Below are 19,193 nucleotides of genomic sequence, written 5' to 3'. Positions count from 1 at the left end.
TTCGGGTTTTGTAAGTCCTATGGTTTAACAGTTCCTTCAAAATCAAAACTTAAATGCGCTGTAATTGAATTGGTAGATTCTATAACAACATTTTGTCCAATTCCCCCACCACTTTCAATACGATACCTCATAATCATCTTAGTAGCATTTTTAATCTTTTCATATTTCACATTATCAAACTCAATGCTTGAATATTGAATTGAAGGAGATTGTGTTCTGCCAGTTGCTGGATTTATAGTTGAGCTCTTTATTATTAGCTGCTCATTAGTGTTGTCGTATAGGTTAGCAAGTTCAGTATTATTATCATCTAGGAAAACACCTTGAAAATAGATATCAAGAGGAATCCCATTTTCAAATTTAAACTTCAGCTTAACATGCAAATTGTTATCACTTGCAATATTTAGGTCATTTTCAATATCGGGTATTTCAACGTCAATTGTATCGCTAACAACAAGATTATTAATCCGTCCAGCTAAAGGAATTTCAATTTCGTTTATCAAGTTAAGCTCTGAGCTTTTCCGAATAAAGAAGTCGTGGTTATCTGTAGCATCACCTAGAGTGACTGTAGGTTTAATTAGTATTCTATTAGGAGCAATATTTAAGAAATCTTCAAGATTTGAGTTATCCTGATCGAGGTATAATGAATCATGAACGGGATCGGCAGATAAAATATTAGTAACAAAATCAATGGCATTTGAACCTGTTAATAGTAACGAATTTGAAGGTGGTGTGCCCTCATTTACCATGCTTACCTGTTCATTGGTATTTGTATTTGTTCCATCAAAGTTAATAATGTTAAAAGCAATTGGGATTCCAAAGCTATTCTCAAAAATCATGGTTAGTTTAGGTTCAGAAATATAAAAATCTGCATCGTATGAATTCTCAAAGGTTCCCAAATCCAGATTGATGTCATCAAGAGGAAGGATTGAGTTGATTTTACCTTGAATATATTCAAAGTCTAAGCCATTAATGCTAACTTCAATGGCTGCATTATCGTTAGTCGATATAGGGTTTCCAAGCGAATGGACAGTCAAGTCAGCGGTGATCTGAAAGGTGTTGTAGCTTGAGCCCACCTGGAGGTAAACTGTTCCGTTGGCTAGTTGAGCATTGTCATTATATTCCTGTGAGGGAAAGGTTTCGGGGATAATAAAGGTTAAGGGATTTCCGGTCTCATCAAGTAAAGAGTTTATTACAAGTGTACCAGAAATACTATTTTGAAAATTATTAACTATTCTAATACTTAGTGTACCAGCAGAGAGTTTAACGCTTTTAATCTCACCATCAGCTATAGGGGCATAGGTTTGAGTTAGGCTTTTAGAAGGTAAAGTAAGTGTTTGCCCACTAGGAACAGGCAATGGAGGGACTTCCGAGGCATCAACGCTGAACGCATCGCTAAAGGTAAAATCAGGAATACTATAGTTCGATAAAGCATCATAAAGCGCTATGGTATCTCTAAACGATACGTAATACTTGTTATCTCCAGGTTTAGTATAGATAAGCGAACTCGAATCGGCCTGTTCTAGTACCTCATCAAATGTGACTGATGAGTTCACTAGAGGGAACACAACCCTTGGAGAGAAAGGCTCTACCTTTATATTATCAAAGTTTGAAAAATCGTAGCATCCTACCATAGTGAGCATGCCCACCAGTGGAATAATCAACTTCGTTCTTCTCATAGACTAAAAGTTAGATTTATAAACAGTTTCACAAGTTACAAAGAAAAAGGATACGTTTCAAATATTTTTACATATAACAAAACTGGGATACCACTAAATAGTATCCCAGCTTGATAAAAAAAAATATTTAACTATTAATAGAAGTTATATCGTTTATCAATGATGTCGGCATTCTTCTTTAAAGCCTCAAAAACTTCATAGTATGCCCTTGATTGATACATGTTAGCTATTCTAGTCTTCTCCATGGTAGCATCACCTTCTTCTTTTACCTTAGATGTTAAGGTAAATACAAATACTCCATTGTTACCTTTAACAGGGCCGGTTAGCTGTCCCTCTTCTGAAACAGAAGCTACACCAATAACAGCTGGCTCAATACCTGCATTTGGAACAGTAAGCGAACTTAACGAAACATTCTCAGCAGATGCAACTGCTAATCCTAGTTCTTGAGCTAAAGCATTAATATCAGCTTTGCCGGACATTGCTTCTTTAGTTTTATTTATAAGATATTCAGCCTTTTTCTCACGTAGAGCACGGAAACGTACATCGGTTAACACCTGTTTTAATGGTGCGATACCCTCTTCGCGAACCTCTGTTAGGGCGGCAACAATGTAACTGTCACCTATTTGCATTACATCGGAAACGTCTCCTTTTTCGGCACGATATGCCCAACGAATAAGCTCTCTTGGCTGATCGAGTCCTGCAATGTTTCTATCATTTGGAAGAAGATTATTAGCTACCCTGCGAACATAGTTGCTTTCATCGGCTGCAGAAACAAACTTGTCGTAGGTTCTATTGTTTCCAGCAAAAGCAGCAGCTTGGTTATAAACTTTAGAAGTTGTAACTGAACTTGGTACGATTTTCCTTTCTAAAGTAGCAATTTGTACCTTATTAAACTCTTTACCTCTTCTTGTAACTTGAAGAATATGATATCCGAATTGTGTTTCTACAAGTTGAAGTTCTCCCAATGCTCCGTTGAATGCGGCATGGTCAAACTCAGGAACCATCATACCACTAGGGAACCAACCCAAATCACCGCCTTTATCTTTTGAACCAGGATCATCGGAATATTTTGCGGCCAATTTGCTCCAGCTTCCACTACGTTTTAATACGTTTAGAATACTGTCAGCTTTAGCTTTAGCTGCGCTTTTAGCATCTGGTGTTTGCCCTTTAGGGCTAATTAAAATATGACGAGCCTTTACGCTGTCGGGAAGCATTTTAAATTCTATAATTCTGTTAACTTTAAAACTATCGCCATCTCGATAAATTTCGCTTACGCTTCCAACAGTGTTGCTAAATGCCCATTCGCTAATGTTTTCGGGAAGTTCTGATTTCTTATAGTATTTTGAGTCAAATTTAGAGTCTGAGTTAAGAGTAACATATTGCTTGGGATCAGTTGTAGTAGAGAACTCTTCATATGCTTTCTTCATCCAATCTTCGGCATCTTTAACATCTTCATCTGAAGGTGAAATCGGAAAAACAACATATTCTATGTCGCGTGAAGCAGTTTGCTTATAATCATTTGTATGAACCTCATAGTAATCTTTTATATCGCTTTCGGTAACCTCAACCACTGAATCGGGTACTGACTGATATGTTTGCACTAAGTAATCGAAATTAATTTTAGTAACGCGTTCGTTAAAGGCTTTGTTTGCTTGCAACGAGGTTACTCCTAATCCCTTACGAATAAGAGTGAGGTACTTACTGAACAAACGATCCTTTTGTATTTCTTTTTCCAAGAAAAGCCAGTAAACTTTAGCTTTGGGATCTCTATCCATATTCTTAAGGAAGTTCGTTATAAAGGCCTTGTTGACCTCTCCAGTTTGAGGATCGCCAAATTGTTGTCTGATAAAAGGATGAATATTTCGGCCTTGAACCATATCGAAGAGTTCGTCGGGATGAATTGATAATCCTAACTTGTTATACTCATCGTTCAGGATATTTGCACGGAGAAGATCTTGCCAAACTTGCTCACGAATTTTCAACATCTGTTGCTCGTTAAGCGAGGTTTGGTTAGAAAAAAGTTTTTGAAGGTATTCATTCTCATTTACCTTTGCTTGAAAATCCTCATACGAGATAGAGTTTCCTGCTATCTCAGCAATCTCCATTTGCGAACGATTAAAAAACGCGCCTCCCGATGATAAGAAGTCACCTAGTATAAAGGCAAATAAAGCCAATCCAATAACTATGGAAACCAAAACTCCTGCACGGTTTCTAATTCTTTCAAGTGTTGCCATTTACAAGTATATTTTAAGGTACAATACTAATTTTTGAGCCACGAATATAGTAATTTTCACTTATAAGCAATTTATTAGCATCAATTTTTTACCGATTAATTGTTAACCGAACAAGTTCAATTCGGGTTTTATTCGTTTTTAGAATTTTAAACTCATACATGTCAATATTAACAATATCGCCTGGTTTGGGGATACTTTGGTGATGATGTAAGATAAACCCCGCAATTGTTTCATACTCATCCGATTCTGGTATTTCAAGCCCATAAACCTCATTGATGTGCGATACCTCTACCCTTGCAGAAAGTATATATTCTGTATCGGATAGTTTTTTCTCAACCAAATCGTTCCTGTCGTGTTCATCATCAATTTCACCAAAAATCTCTTCTATTATATCTTCAATTGTAACAAGGCCAGCTGTGCCACCAAACTCATCAACCACTACTGCAATACTTTTATGCCCCTTAATAAAATGAGTAAGAGCCTCGTTTGCTTTCATGGTTTCAGGAAAAAATTCAATATCAATGAGATGGTCTTTTATAGATTTTGGGTTCAGAAATAGAGACTTTGAGTTAACATATCCAATTATATTATCGATACTGTCCTTATAGACTGGTAATCTTGAGTACATAGTTTCAACGAATACTTTCTTAAGATTATCTATCGTATCGTTAATATCAACAGCCTCTATATCGGTGCGAGGTATCATGCAGTCCCTAATTCGAACCTCAGAAAAATCTAAGGCCTTTTGAAATATCTTCAGCTCCTGTTCTTCACTTTTTTCATCGGCAGATGCCGCTTGCTCAACCAGATGGTCTAAATCGACTTTCCCAAATATCTTATTATCGTGTGCTCTATTAATTTTAAGTCGAAAGGCAATACGAAGAATCCAGTACGATAACCAGGTAATAAACTTGCTAATGGGGTAAAATATCACATAAAACAAAAGGATTGGGAATGCAAAAAAGTTCATTAGAGAGTTTGAATACTGGCGAAAAATCGATTTAGGTAAGAACTCGCCTGTTAACAGTATTACTGCTGTAGCAATTAGTGTTTGAATCAGTAGAAGCAATGTTGGGAACTCCTCAATACCCTTTAGCAATGGTGTTAGAATGTTTGCAGTAACAATACCATAAATAACTAATGTGATATTGTTACCAACCAACATAGTAGCAATAAATTGCTCCTTGTTTCTGTAAAATATATCTAATATGCGGGATGTTAATCGCCCATGTTTGCGCTCAAGTTCAAAACGCAATTTGTTTGAGGATAGGAAGGCTATCTCAACTCCTGAAAAAAAAGCAGAAAAAATTATAGCTAATGCAACAACTACAAGTTGGGTTCCCATTTTTTAATTCTGATTCTCAAGTTTCTTTCTTTTACTTCTTCGAAGTAAATACATCAAAAAAGCGACAACTGAAAATATAAAAAATACATAGCTGATCTGAATCCTGTCTTAAGGGTAGCCCAAACTCCAGTAGCTAAACAAAAGATTGCTAAGGCTAACCAAATAAGTTCAAGAATATATGCTATATTTTTCATGAAAGCTAACTTTTTATTTTCTAAAGCTAAAGGTACAAAAAAAGGATTGCAAGACAATGCAATCCATGTAAATATAATAATTCATACTACTGTTCAAACTCAAACTCCCCGCTGTATGGGTTCTTGACCTCCCAATTTTCAAAATTCTCATCGGCAATCATTCCCTTACCATAAACCACACCATTAATTCCATTTATTTTTACATTGACATCGGAATATATAATGTGCTTTTTCTGATCCCAATACAATTCCTCGGTATAAAGTTCTTCGCCCTTTCGGTTTTTTGCAATAACATTATTTTTTGCTTGCCAAAGCATTTTTTTCTCGTAGTAGATTGCATAGTTTGCTGTAAGGCTCGACTCTTTATTCAACTCCTTATCGTAAGTGTAAACGGTAATGCCTTTTGGAAACTCAGTATACGGCTCTTCGGCAAACTGATAGTAGATTGTTTCAGGTGCAAGAACCTTAAGTAAGAGACGCCCCTGCTCGGTGTATGTTACCTCTGAGTTATAAACAGTTACTCCAGGAGTTTTCTTAATATCAGAAAAGTAAATTACAGCTTCTTTATTGGTCTTACAGGCTACCAAAAGAGCAGTAGTCCCCACTAAAGTGAGGACTACTAACATATTCTTTAGTTTCCATTCAGTAGTAACCAACATCTACCTACGTGCTCTAATTGTGGTACGTTCGTTAATCCAACAACCTACGGTATAAGAGTCTCCTTCTTTAAAATCGTAGAAGAAAATATCTTCTTTAGAAGGGAAGTATTGGCTATAAGTGTTAATTAGGTTATCCATTGCATCAGCGAGTTCAGAATCAACCTGTTTAGCCTTGTAGTACTTGTCAACAGCAGCCCAATAAACTGTTTTCTTTTCAAAATCGTTGCTTCCACAGTTACGCTCGCTTGCATACATATCACCTATAAGCTTATATGCTTTACCCATATTGGGATTCTCAGCAATTGCTTTTAATGCAATTTCACGAGCTTTAGGAAGATTTTTCAACTCAGTAAAAGTTAATAGGGCTAACTCGTAGTATATGTTTGCACGCTGCTCAACGTTCGACTCAAGGTTAACAGCCTCATTATAATACTTTTCAGCAAGCTTAGGATTTTTTGCCTCATACTGTAACCTAGCAATATCCAAAGCTAAATCGGCACTTGGCTCCTTTTCAAACACTTTCATGCTAGCATTTAAATAAAGAGGATGAGACAAGCACTTGTTAGCCGACATAAGTGAACGTATCTTTTTGCTTAGCCCTAAATCATCGGGGTTTGAGTTAAAACGTGGCTCAAACAAAGCAACAATATTATCGCAATTGGCAACACCCATATTTGCAAATATGCCATCTACTCCATCTTTAACCTGACTAATAACATCAGAAGGTTTTGCTGCTATTTGGGCTTCAATTAAATCGCTAAGCTGTGAATACAATTCAATAACTTGGTCAGCTGTAAGTTTCTTATTATCATACATGGCTTTAACCAACGACATGTAAGTAAAGAACACCGATGGTTTAGTTTTTGACTGACTAATACTTAGTGCTTCTTTAGCAATATTAAAAGCCTCCTCGTAACGCTCTGGTGCTAGCATATAAAGGTCCTCTGCTTTCATCCCAAGCACCATACCCTTCATGTCAAAGTTCTCGATGCGTAAATCGTAAAGCATCATTAAAGAGTCAACGATTTCATTTTTCTTGTTGGGGTCGGCTTCCTGTTGAAAGCGCCATTTCAAAATATTTGCTCCTCGAATGTACGAGTTCTTGCTTGCTGCAGGACAAAGCTTAATAACTTGTCTCCAAGGCTTATAAGCATCTTTATAATTCTTTTGCTTATAGAATGTTGAATAGAGAGAAAGGTTTTTTGCACACTCTTTCCTTGTTTCCTCATCAGGCCCATACTTGGGATTTTGTAAGTATGATTGCGCAGAGGCATTAATACCGATCAAAACAGCTAATGCACCTCCCAATAACTTAAAGTAACTTCTAAATTTCATGGCTTCTGGTTTTTTATTATTGATTAACTAGTTATACTTTCGTTTAAAGAACCATGGGTAATCGTAAAATGTAAAGCTTAGATTTAATGCCCCATAGTTTTCTTTAATTAGGTAATTCTCATTTGTTCCTCTCCAACCAATTTCAAACGATAAGTTAACTTTTGTTTTCCCCTTTAACGGTAAACCTGCTCCAAATGTTATGCCAAAGTCGTTTATTTGATTTCCAGCGACTACTAGGTTCGATTTGTTTGAATAAAAACCTAACCTATAGTTTACTTTATTAAAATATTTTTTCAAGTCTCTACGATTAGGCGTATATTCAATTCCAATACGAATTGATTCCATCTTGGCTAAGGGTGAATCTGAATTAAATGGCGTTGTTTTTGTCCAATCTTGCATGTAGTACTCACCTAACACTGTCAACTTGTCCTTAAAAGTAAAGGCAATTCCAGTATTTATACTCCAAGGAAAATCGATGTAGGATTCATAGTCAGGATGAGGGAAAAGAGAATCAACAAAATTGCCTTCGATTGTAGTGAACCACTTTTGAGTAGTTGATAGTTTTTTACCAAACTGGTAGGTTGCTCCAAGGGTTATGTTAGTATTCTCCTCTTTATCAAAGTAGGCTACGTATTGCATTCCAAGATTGAAATTGAAATCATGAACCTGATAGCTTGTTCTTGAATAGCTATCGGAATAAGATGTAAAGGTAATTGGGAATTGGATATCGTTATTGTAATCTAGACTTCCGAAATAGTACAGGAAGTTAAACCCAAACGAAAGATTTTTTAACGGGCTAATACCAAACCCAGCAAATGCCTGGTTTATCCCACCTCGCCCAGTATGAGTATACTTTATTCTTCCAATTGTGCTTAATGTAATCGGATCTGTTTCAAAACGAATTAATTTATATCCAACAAAACTATAAGGGGTTACACCAGCAGAAAAACCGATTCTTCTTGAAATTGGGAAAGAGAAAGCTATGTGATGAATTCCACCAGCAGAATTACTGGTTCTTTGAGAGTTTAGATATTGGTCGTATCCGTTAAAACTACTTGTATTTGTTTCTATTCCAAAATCAAAAAGAAACGACATGCTATCGCGCTGTGAATATGATGCCGGGTTGTTAAAGTTTATTACCGTCTCACTCCTGTAGGCTTGTGATATTCCTGCTAACGCTCTGTTTTGGCTAAAGCCAGGTTGGCTAAGCACGCCTATACCATATCGAGAATATGGCGAATAGGTATTTAGGCTTTGGGAAAAGCCGTAGAATGTAAACAATGTTAATCCCAAAGATGCTAAAATGCTTTTAAATGCTATTCTGTACATTGAAGTCAAGTATTCTGTTTAAACCTATAATCAATAAATATTGGTTCACAAATATGCTATTTTTTAAGTTATTAGCCAAGAAATTTGAATCACCTCCTGTTAAAACCACGACACAATCATCATAAATAGAGCTAATTTGGTGTATATACCCATCAATTTCAAAGAGTGCGCCATTCACCACACCCGAGCTCACACAAGTTTGTGTAGTAGTCCCTATTATTTCTGTTTTTTCTACTTTTTCAATTAATGGAAGCTTTGCTGTAAAATTGTGTAAAGCCTTAAATCGCATTTGCAACCCAGGTGAGATGGCTCCTCCAAGATAAACGCCACTTTTGGTTACGAAATCGTAGGTAATTGCTGTACCTGCATCAATAACTAATACATTTTTATTAGGAAAGAGCGTGGCAGCGCCAACTGCTAGAGCCAGCCTGTCAAATCCTAATGTTTCTGGTGTAGAGTATTTATTTTCAATTGGTATTTTAGTATTTATCCCAGCTACATGTACATTAATATTTTGTTTAAGCCACATCAATGTATTAACTGGTATCTTCCCTACTGCCGATACAATACAATTATTAGGTTGAAACTCTTTAATTATCCTATCCAGCTCATCAATCTCTATTTCCAAAGTGTTTTGAAAATACTTTACATCCTGGCCATTTGCAACAGCAACTTTGGTAAACGTATTCCCAATGTCTATTACTAGGTTCATAAACTTTAATTTAATCAACTACGTTTTCGTACATCTTTTGAAAAACCTGAATGGCATCATTAACCTCACTAATATCCTTGATAGTAAGAACTAACTTTTCGTTTCCCTCTTTCATTGTAAAACTCGATGAGTTTTTTAAAATATATTGAATTATTCTTTCAAAAATAGCAGAACGATAAAAAGGTGATAGCTGGTTTGAAATAAAATATGCATGAACTTTCCCGTTTTTTAGAATTAACCTTTCAATGCCCAGCCTTACTGCTACCCATCTTAGTTTCACAACACTCATCAACTCATTAAGTGGTTTTGGAATTTGACCAAACCTATCGATAAGCTCACCTTTAAAACGTTCAAGCTCCGTTTCATCTTTCATGTTATCGAGTTCGCGGTATAGCCTAATTCGTTCCGCAGTATTTGAAACATAGGAATCAGGAATTAACACTTCCAAATCGGTTTCAACCTGGCATTCTATGTTACTGCCAACCCATTTATCGGATTTTGTCGATTTCTCGTTTGATGCGAAGAGTTCTTTAAATTCGGTTACTTTAAGTTCTTCAATAGCCTCATCAAGAATTCGCTGATAGGTTTCATAACCTATTTCAGAGATAAAACCACTTTGCTCTGCTCCAAGTAGATTTCCCGCACCCCTTATGTCTAAATCCTGCATGGCAATACTAAATCCACTACCAAGCTCCGAGAATTCCTCAATGGCTTTCAGCCTCCTTCGTGCTTCTGGCGTTAAAGTTTCTAGTGGCTGCGAAAGCAGGTAGCAAAAAGCTTTTTTATTCGAACGGCCAACCCTACCTCTTAGCTGATGCAAATCGCTCAGCCCAAACATGTGGGCGTTATTAATAATAATTGTGTTTGCGTTCGGGATATCCAGTCCTGCTTCAATTATCGCTGTTGAGATTAAAACATCATAATCGCCGTTAATAAAGTCAACCATTATTTTCTCAAGCTTCGCGGGTTCCATCTGTCCATGTGCTACAGTTGTTCTTATCTTTGGAACAATCTTATGTAGCATGTTCTGCACTTCTTGAATATTTTGCACCCTGTTATGAACAAAAAACACTTGGCCACCACGTGAAACCTCATATTCAATCGCTTCCTTTATGATTGAGGTGTTAAAAACATGTAGTTCCGTTTGAATGGGATACCTATTAGGTGGTGGAGTGTTAATTATTGATAGGTCCCTAGCACCCAATAACGAAAACTGTAGCGTACGCGGAATGGGAGTAGCAGTAAGAGTAAGCGTATCAACATTTAACTTAAACTGCCGGATTTTTTCTTTTGCCGCTACGCCAAATTTTTGCTCTTCGTCGATAATCAGTAGGCCTAAATCTTTAAAATTAGAGGCCTCCTTGAGTATTGAGTGAGTTCCAATGAGAATGTCAATTTTCCCCTCTCTAAGTTTTTCCCTAATCTGCCTTTGCTGTGAGGCTGTTTTCATTCTACTTATAAACTCAACTGCACACGGAAAATCCTTTAACCTCGAAGAAAAGGTCCTGTAATGTTGCAATGCAAGAATAGTAGTTGGGACCAAAACTGCCACTTGTTTACTATCGGTAACTGCCTTAAACGCAGCTCTAATGGCCACTTCGGTCTTTCCAAACCCCACATCACCACAAACAAGCCGATCCATAGGACGTTCATCTTCCATATCCTGTTTCACAGCCTGAGTAGCTTTTAGCTGATCGGGAGTATCTTCATAAATAAAGGAGGCTTCAAGTTCTTGCTGCAAATAGGTGTCGGCCGAAAAAGCAAATCCCTTTTGAGCCTTTCGCTTAGCATATAGCGCAATCAAATCCTTAGCTATATCCTTAATCTTAGCCTTGGTTCGTTGCTTAAGTTTTTGCCACGCTCCAGTTCCTAGCTTATAAACTTTTGGTGGCTCTGCATCTTTCCCCCTGTACTTTGAAATTTTATGAAGATTGTGAATATTGACCAGTAATGTATCATTATCCTTGTATATCAGCCTAATGGCTTCTTGAATCTTTCCATTTACTTCGGTCTTTACTAAACCTCCAAACTTACCTATTCCATGATCGATATGAACCACATAATCGCCAGGTTGAAGGTTTACCAACTCCTGCATGGAAATAGCATCTTTATTGGTAAACTCATGTTTAAGTTTGTACTTATGGTACCGGTCAAATATTTGGTGATCGGTGTATAAACAAACCCTTAAAGTATGGTCAATAAAACCCTCGGTTATACTTTGGCCTATAGTGTCGTAATGTAAATCGGGCTTTATGTTTGAGAGTATCTTTTGAAGCCTATCTAGCTGGGCTGTGTTTTCAGAAAGCAATAATACTCTGTAGCCATTCAGGTTCTTTTGCTCTATATCATCAGCTAGAAGCTCAAAATTCTTAGAAAAGGCAGGCTGTGGCGATGTATTAAACTCTATGGTCTTTATACTTTTACTTGGCGAGCCTAATCCAAAATATCGAATTATATGCTGATTAAACGATTCAAAAATTTCAGAAGGTGATGCAAAGCTAGCACTCTCATTTGATGGAAGTTCTTTTATTGCTTCATGGAGTTCCTTTAGCCTCTCGAGAACAAGCTCAGGGCTTTTAATCCAAACCATTGAGCTAGCAGGAAGCTCATTAGTCAATAATCGTTTGTCTTCTGAACTATTTTCTTGAACATTAGGAATGATTGAGGCTGATTCTAATATCTCTTTTGATAGCTGATCCTCAACATCAAAAGTTCTGATAGATTCAACTTCTTCTCCGAAGAAGTCAATTCTGTAAGGTACCGATGATGAGAATGAAAAAATATCGACAATGCTTCCCCTTATTGCAAACTGGCCTGGTTCATAAACAAAATCGGTTCGTTCAAACCCATACTCAAAGAGCACCTCGGTGATGAATTCTGTAGAAATTCGTTCCCCTTTTGTTATTACCAAGGTGTTCTCCTTTAGTGTTTCATGCGTTGGTATTTTTTCAAAGAGGGCATCAGTATAGGTTACAATAACAGATTTAAGGAGCTTCCCCTCTCCCATTTGACGAATCAGGTTATAGACATCGGTGCGTTGAATTAGCGCCTCGGGAAGTACTTGCTGGTATTTAACTGAACGCTTATATGACGAGGGGAAAAAATAAACATTTTCACCCCCAAGTAGTAGGTTGATGTCAGAAAACAGATAAGCTGCTTCTTCCTTATCGTTAAGAACAATAATATTTGGACTACTACTTCTACCAAAAATTGACGCTATAGTAAACGCAAATGAGGATCCAGCTATGCCTTTGACAAATATAGATTTGTCAGAAATCAGCTCTTGGATTTCTGGTAAACTACCTAACTCTTCGAGAAATTCATTTAAAATACTAACTTTACTCAAAACAAATTTTTTGCAAAGATAATTATTATTGACTGGTAATTATTTTTCTTGAACCATTAAACTAATTCGGTGATAATACCTCAAATAAGAAAATGATATGCTATGAAGAAGTTCATTTTAAAACTAGCTGCTGCAACCATAATGATTTTTGTAAGTTTATCGAATGTAAAATCTGATAATGCACCATTATGGATGCGCTATCCAGCCATATCACCCAATGGTGAATTTATTGCCTTTTGTTACAAAGGCGATATCTATAAGGTTCCTTCAAAAGGCGGTGAGGCCATACAGCTAACATCAAACCCAGCCTACGATTACATGCCAGTATGGTCTCCCGATGGTAGCCATATAGCCTTTGCTTCGAATCGATATGGTAATTTTGATATTTACGTGGTATCAGCTTCAGGAGGAGAACCCCAAAGATTAACCTACCATTCGGCAAACGAAATTCCATCGTGCTTTTCACCCGATGGGAAAGAAGTCATTTTCTCTGCAAATATTCAAGACTCTCATCTCAATGTCCTTTTCCCCTCCAGGATTTTAGGTGAGCTTTACTCTGTACCAATTACAGGTGGCGAAATTAATCAGATACTTACTACACCTGCCGAATATGTCAATTTTAGCCCCGATGGGAATTTCTTAGCGTATACTGACAGAAAAGGATATGAGGACATTTGGCGTAAGCACCACAAATCGTCTGTTACTCGGGATATTTGGATTTATAACATTAAAGAGAAAACCCATAAGAAAATAACAAACTTTGAAGGAGAAGATCGGAATGCTGTATTTTCACCCGACGGTAAAACACTTTACTATCTTACAGAGCAAACTGGGAGTTTTAACATTGCATCGATGCCTATTTCTGGAGATGGAGAATCTAAAATTCTGAGCAATTTTGATAAACATCCCGTTAGGTTTTTATCTGTTGATAACAAGGGAACATTATGCTTCCACTATAATGGTGGAATCTACACAATGCTCCCTGGAGAATCTCCATCAAAAGTAAATATAACAATCCGTGCCGATCGTTCTGAACCTGAGTATGTAAATAAAACCATTAACAATGGCGCTACTGAAATATCTATATCACCTAAAGGAAAAGAATTAGCACTAATAATTCGCGGTGATATATATGTTACCTCAACAGATTACTCTACAACCAAACGGATTACTAATACTCCTGAACAAGAACGATCAGTTAGTTTTAGTCCAGATGGCAAAAAATTGATTTATGCCGCTGAACGGAATGGAAGTTGGAATATATACCAAACCTCTATAGTTTCGGAAGAAGAACCTAACTTTACCCTATCAACCCTACTTAAGGAAGAACTAATAGTTGATATTCCTGAAGAAGCCTTTCAACCCGCCTACTCACCCGACGGAAAAGAGGTTGCCTTTCTTAAAGAGCGTACTACCCTTTGCGTTAAAAACTTAGAAACTGGAAAGATAAGAACGATACTAGATGGTAAATACAACTACTCGTATCGCGATGGCGACCAGTGGTACCAATGGTCACCCGACGGAAAGTGGTTTGCAGTAAATTTTATGGAGGTCCCATCTTGGCCTAACTCAGATGTGGCTCTTGTTAAAGCCGATGGCTCTGGCGAATTCTTTAACCTGACGCCAAGTGGCTACGAAGATAATTCTCCTAAGTGGGCCATGAATGGAAATGCGATTATTTGGTTCAACGATCAAATGGGAATGCGGAGTCATGGTTCTTGGGGTTCTGAATTTGATGTATATGCGATATTCCTTAACCAAAAAACCTTTGAAGAGTTCAAACTGCCTAAGATTGAATGGGAAATCCTAAAAGAAAAAGAGAAGGAAGAACAAAAATCAAACGAAAAGGAAAAGGAAAAATCAAAGAAAGCAAAAAGAAAAAATCTAAATACTAATAACAAATCAACAAAGCCTATAGAAATTGACTTTGATGGAATTGAAGAAAGAAAAGTTAGACTTACCATAAACTCATCAAATCTTTCTGATGCTATACTTACTCCTGATGGGGATAAGCTATACTACCTCTCAAAATTTGAAAAAGGATACGACTTATGGGTAAACGAGTTAAAAGACAATAAAACAAAACTACTTGTAAAGATAGATGGGGATGCAGGTTACATGCAAATGGATAAAGACCAGAAATACATCTACCTTTTATCCGATGGCAAACCCATGAAAATTAACATTTCGAACAATAAGTTAACAACTATCAAATTCTCTGCAGATCAAACAATTAATCCACAAGGTGAAAGGGAGTATCTGTTTGAACACATGTGGCGACAGGTATCAAAGAAGTTTTACGATACAGCACTTCATGGAACCGATTGGGAGTTTTACAAAAAAGAGTATAAGCGCTTCCTACCTCACATTAATAACAACTTTGACTTCTCTGAAATGATGAGCGAGTTGCTTGGTGAACTAAATGGCTCACATACTGGGTGTAGGTATTACTACCGTTCGGATAACGCAGATCAAACCGCATCGCTAGGAATCTTCATTGATTTTAACTACAAGGGGAAGGGTATACGAATTGCTGAGGTTATTGAAAACTCACCACTTATCTCATCAAAATTTGAAATTAAAGCTGGATGCATAATAGAAAAAATTGACGGTAATGAAATTTTAACCAATTCCGATTATTTCAGGGCTCTAAATAGGAAAAAGGGGAAGCAAACTCTTGTAGAAATTTTTAACCCTGCAACAGGAAAACGTTGGTCGCAAATAGTAAAGCCAATCTCATTAAACGAAGAGTCAAATCTTTTGTACAAAAATTGGGTTAAGAAACGGGCTGCCGACGTTGAACGCTTGTCAAATGGACGTATTGGCTACGTTCATGTAAAAGGTATGAACTCTGAAAGTTTCAGAAAAGTATATGCCGATTTACTAGGAAAATATCGGGACAAAGAGGCTGTTATAGTCGATACAAGATTCAATGGAGGAGGATGGCTTCACGATGACTTAGCAACCCTCTTAAGCGGTAAACGGTATGTAGATTATGTTCCTAGAGGTCAATACATTGGTTCTGAACCTATTTCTAAATGGTATAAACCATCAATAGTACTTGTTAGCGAAGGCAACTATTCCGATGCTCATGGTTTTCCATTTGTTTACAAAACATTAAAAATTGGAAAACTGGTAGGAATGCCAGTACCAGGTACAATGACAGCAGTTTGGTGGGAAAGACTTATTGATCCATCATTGGTTTTTGGAATCCCACAAATGGGTGTTAAGGCCTTAAATGGCGAATATCTAGAAAATCATCAATTATACCCAGACATTCAAGTCTCAATATCTCCTGAAGATGCAGCAACAGGAATTGATACACAAATAAAGGCTGCAGTAGAAGAACTACTTAAACAGTTAAAATAAAACACTTTACACACAACAACCATTCAGGGGGTGCCAAAGAATTAGGTATCCCCTTTAGTTAACTTTTCATTTATGTCACTGGCAGAAATCCTTTTCTAACTATTTCTTGGTACTTAAATTCCCTTTAAATCAGCGCCCCATATATTTCCTTCTTACCTATTAATTTCAAATGCTTTTTTAACAAAATTTTCAAAAAGCACCAACAATTATCAATTACTTAAAAGCCACTTTTAGTGCTAGCTGCGAGACACTTAAAGTAAAAACAACGTACTATTCAATGACAATTATCAATATTTTTGTTATTTTCTTTGAAATTTAATATTCATTACATACATTTGTAACGAACTAACTAACAAAATTAATTACCATGAAAAAGTATGCATTTTTCCTAATCGCTGCCGGAATGCTAGCAATGGTTGCATGTAAATCAGCTCCTAAGCAAGAAGAGCAAGCAGCTGAAGAACCTCAAGTTGAACAACAAATGGAGCAAGTTGATACTACTGCTGCTGCTAATGTTGAGGCTGAAGCTGAAACAGAAGCTGAAGTTCAAGACACAGTTCCTGCAGCTGAGTAATTATCAACTGTAAAAAAATAAGAAACATCCGGCAGTGCCGGATGTTTTTTTATTACCTTAACTATTCGTTCTTCTTTATCTCAATTTGCAACTCATCAAGCTGCTTATCGCTAATTGTCGAGGGCGAGTCAATCATAACGTCCCTACCTGCATTATTTTTAGGGAAGGCAATGTAATCACGAATTGATTCGCTACCCCCAAACAATGAGCATAACCTATCAAAGCCAAAAGCAATTCCACCATGTGGAGGAGCACCATACTTAAAGGCATTCATAAGAAAGCCAAACTGTTTTTCGGCCTCTTCTTTGGTAAAACCAAGAGCATCAAACATGGTTTGTTGCAATTCCCTATCGAAAATACGAATTGAACCGCCACCAATTTCAACGCCATTTATAACAAGATCGTATGCATTTGCACGTATCTTTCCAGGTTCAGTTTTAAATAGTGGTACATCTTCAGGTATAGGTGAAGTGAAAGGGTGATGCATGGCAAAATACCTTTTTTCCTCATCGTCCCATTCCAGAAGAGGGAAATCAACCACCCACAATGGAACAAACTTATTGTTATCACGCAATCCTAGTCTACTACCCATTTCAAGCCTCAACTCCGATAATGCAAAAAGCGTTTTCTTTTTATCGCCAGCAAGAATAAGCATTAAATCACCTGGTTTAGCCTCCATAACATTTGCAATGGCCAACAGGTCTTCTTGTGAAAAGAACTTATCAACCGATGATTTTAGCGAACCATCGGTATTGTATTTAATATAAACCAGACCAGAAGCACCAACTTGTGGTCGTTTTACAAACTCGGTAAGTTTATCGAGCTGCTTTCTTGTATACTCTGAGCACCCTTCTGCACAAATTCCGCCAACATACTCAGCATCATCAAAAACCCTAAAACCTTTTCCCTTTACAACATCATTAAGAGCAACAAACTCCATCCCAAATCTTAAATCTGGCTTATCGCTCCCATATTTCTCCATAGCCTCAGTGTAGGGCATGCGTTTAAAAGACTCATTAAATTCAATTCCTTTTACTTTTGAAAAAAGGTGCTTAATTAGCCCTTCAAAAGTATTTAAAACATCATCGCGCTCTACAAAAGACATTTCACAGTCAATTTGGGTGAATTCGGGTTGTCGGTCTGCTCTTAAATCCTCATCCCTAAAACACTTCACAATCTGAAAATACTTATCAAAACCGGCAACCATAAGGAGCTGCTTGAAAGTTTGTGGAGATTGAGGTAGCGCATAAAACTCACCAGGATGCATACGCGAGGGCACTACAAAATCGCGAGCTCCTTCTGGAGTTGACTTTATTAGGAAAGGTGTTTCCACCTCAACAAAATCTTGTTCGTCAAGATACTTGCGTACCTCCTGAGCCATTCTATGACGCAATAAGAGTGCGTTTTTTACTGGGTTTCTTCTAAGGTCAAGATACCTATACTTCATTCTTAGCTCATCGCCTCCATCTGTTTCATCTTCGATTGTAAACGGAGGTGTTTCGCTAGGGTTAAGGATGTTTAGCTCATCAACTTTAACCTCAATTTCACCAGTTGGTATCTTTTTATTTTTACTTGCACGCTCAATAACCTCACCAGTAATTTTTACTACGTATTCCCGTCCAAGCTCTTTAACCAAGTTTTTAAGATCACTTGATGAATTTTCATCTATCACTAACTGTGTAATTCCATACCTATCTCGTAAATCGATAAATGTCATAGCACCAAGGTTGCGAACTCTTTGAACCCAACCGCTAAGTGTTACCTTTTTGCCCACATCGGCAATTCTTAATTCTCCGCAAGTATGTGATCTATACATAACTAATTAAATTTTTCAAGTTGCGAATGTAAAAATAAAAAACGATGCTTCAGTTATATTTTTTAATATATTTGGACAAAATATACTATGGGAAAAGAAAAAGAGCACGAATTTTTTATGCGCGAAGCTTTAAAAGAGGCCCAAAAAGCTTTGCAAAAAAACGAGGTACCCATAGGTGCCGTTATAGTTTGTAATGGTCGAATAATTTCTAGAGCACATAACTTAACAGAAACGTTAGGAGACCCAACCGCACATGCCGAGATGCAAGCAATCACTGCAGCAACAAACTATATCGGAGGCAAATATTTAAACCAGTGCACACTTTATGTTACTATTGAACCGTGTGCCATGTGTGCAGGTGCAATACATTGGGCACAACTTGGAGGATTGGTCTTCGGAGCACCCGACCCAAAACGTGGGTTTACTCAGTTTTCATCTAAAATTCTTCATCCTAAAACATTTACAATTGCTAACGTTTTATCCGAAGAATGTTCCAGTATTGTTACATCTTTCTTTTCAAGAAAAAGATAATTTTATGGCTTAATTTTTGTTTTTAATTTCGATGTAATATTTTTGGGGTCATTAACAAATTTTAAAACAATCA

Annotated in this window: 12 protein-coding genes; 3 read left to right on the top strand and 9 right to left on the bottom strand. The window is 37.0% G+C overall.

Going from position 1 to position 19,193, the window contains the following annotated elements; genetic code table 11:
* Positions 1-17: 17 nt before the first annotated feature.
* The 8 genes from FHG85_RS02080 to mfd all read right to left on the bottom strand — a co-directional run bounded on the left by FHG85_RS02080 (position 18) and on the right by mfd (position 12,830).
* Entirely contained in the window at positions 18-1,676 is a 1,659-nt protein-coding gene (locus FHG85_RS02080; RefSeq protein WP_173072621.1) for a hypothetical protein, read from the bottom strand.
* A 134-nt stretch (positions 1,677-1,810) separates the two neighbouring features.
* Positions 1,811-3,910, bottom strand: a complete 2,100-nt coding sequence (locus FHG85_RS02075; protein WP_173072620.1) for a peptidylprolyl isomerase — start codon at positions 3,908-3,910, stop codon at positions 1,811-1,813.
* Between the two features lie 88 nt (positions 3,911-3,998).
* Entirely contained in the window at positions 3,999-5,255 is a 1,257-nt protein-coding gene (locus FHG85_RS02070; protein ID WP_173072619.1) for a hemolysin family protein, read from the bottom strand.
* A gap of 280 nt (positions 5,256-5,535) precedes the next feature.
* Complete coding sequence (lptC, locus tag FHG85_RS02065; RefSeq protein WP_173072618.1) at positions 5,536-6,075, bottom strand: LPS export ABC transporter periplasmic protein LptC; 540 nt, start codon at positions 6,073-6,075, stop codon at positions 5,536-5,538.
* Between the two features lie 33 nt (positions 6,076-6,108).
* Entirely contained in the window at positions 6,109-7,443 is a 1,335-nt protein-coding gene (locus tag FHG85_RS02060) for a tetratricopeptide repeat protein (protein WP_173072617.1), read from the bottom strand.
* Positions 7,444-7,470: 27 nt separating this feature from the next.
* Positions 7,471-8,772, bottom strand: a complete 1,302-nt coding sequence (locus tag FHG85_RS02055) for a hypothetical protein (RefSeq protein WP_173072616.1) — start codon at positions 8,770-8,772, stop codon at positions 7,471-7,473.
* Positions 8,753-9,484: a type III pantothenate kinase gene (locus FHG85_RS02050; protein WP_173072615.1), complete on the bottom strand. Its 732-nt coding sequence runs from the start codon at positions 9,482-9,484 to the stop codon at positions 8,753-8,755. Before FHG85_RS02050 ends, FHG85_RS02055 begins: the two co-directional genes overlap by 20 nt.
* Positions 9,485-9,494: 10 nt before the next feature.
* Complete coding sequence (gene mfd / locus FHG85_RS02045; RefSeq protein ID WP_173072614.1) at positions 9,495-12,830, bottom strand: transcription-repair coupling factor; 3,336 nt, start codon at positions 12,828-12,830, stop codon at positions 9,495-9,497.
* A gap of 102 nt (positions 12,831-12,932) precedes the next feature.
* On the opposite strand from mfd, the gene FHG85_RS02040 reads away from it, so the two are divergent.
* Together FHG85_RS02040 and FHG85_RS02035 are read left to right on the top strand one after the other, a co-directional pair.
* Positions 12,933-16,199 carry a S41 family peptidase gene (locus FHG85_RS02040; protein WP_173072613.1) on the top strand — a complete coding sequence of 1,089 codons (3,267 nt, stop codon included), beginning with the start codon at positions 12,933-12,935 and terminating at the stop codon, positions 16,197-16,199.
* A gap of 367 nt (positions 16,200-16,566) precedes the next feature.
* Entirely contained in the window at positions 16,567-16,773 is a 207-nt protein-coding gene (locus FHG85_RS02035) for a hypothetical protein (RefSeq protein WP_173072612.1), read from the top strand.
* Between the two features lie 61 nt (positions 16,774-16,834).
* On the opposite strand, the gene aspS is transcribed toward FHG85_RS02035, so the two are convergent.
* The gene (aspS, locus tag FHG85_RS02030) at positions 16,835-18,589 is read right to left on the bottom strand and encodes an aspartate--tRNA ligase (RefSeq protein ID WP_173072611.1); all 1,755 of its coding nucleotides are present in this window, start codon (positions 18,587-18,589) and stop codon (positions 16,835-16,837) included.
* An 87-nt stretch (positions 18,590-18,676) separates the two neighbouring features.
* Between aspS and FHG85_RS02025 the strand changes: the two genes are divergently transcribed.
* On the top strand, positions 18,677-19,120 hold the full coding sequence (locus FHG85_RS02025; RefSeq protein WP_173072610.1) for a nucleoside deaminase: 444 nt from the start codon (positions 18,677-18,679) through the stop codon (positions 19,118-19,120).
* Positions 19,121-19,193: the final 73 nt, after the last annotated feature.

Origin of the sequence: Tenuifilum thalassicum (assembly GCF_013265555.1) — a bacterium.
Classification (GTDB): Bacteria; Bacteroidota; Bacteroidia; order Bacteroidales; family Tenuifilaceae; genus Tenuifilum; species Tenuifilum thalassicum.
The sequence above is the reverse complement of the archived record's forward strand: the minus strand, read 5'-3'. Positions and strand labels throughout refer to the sequence as shown.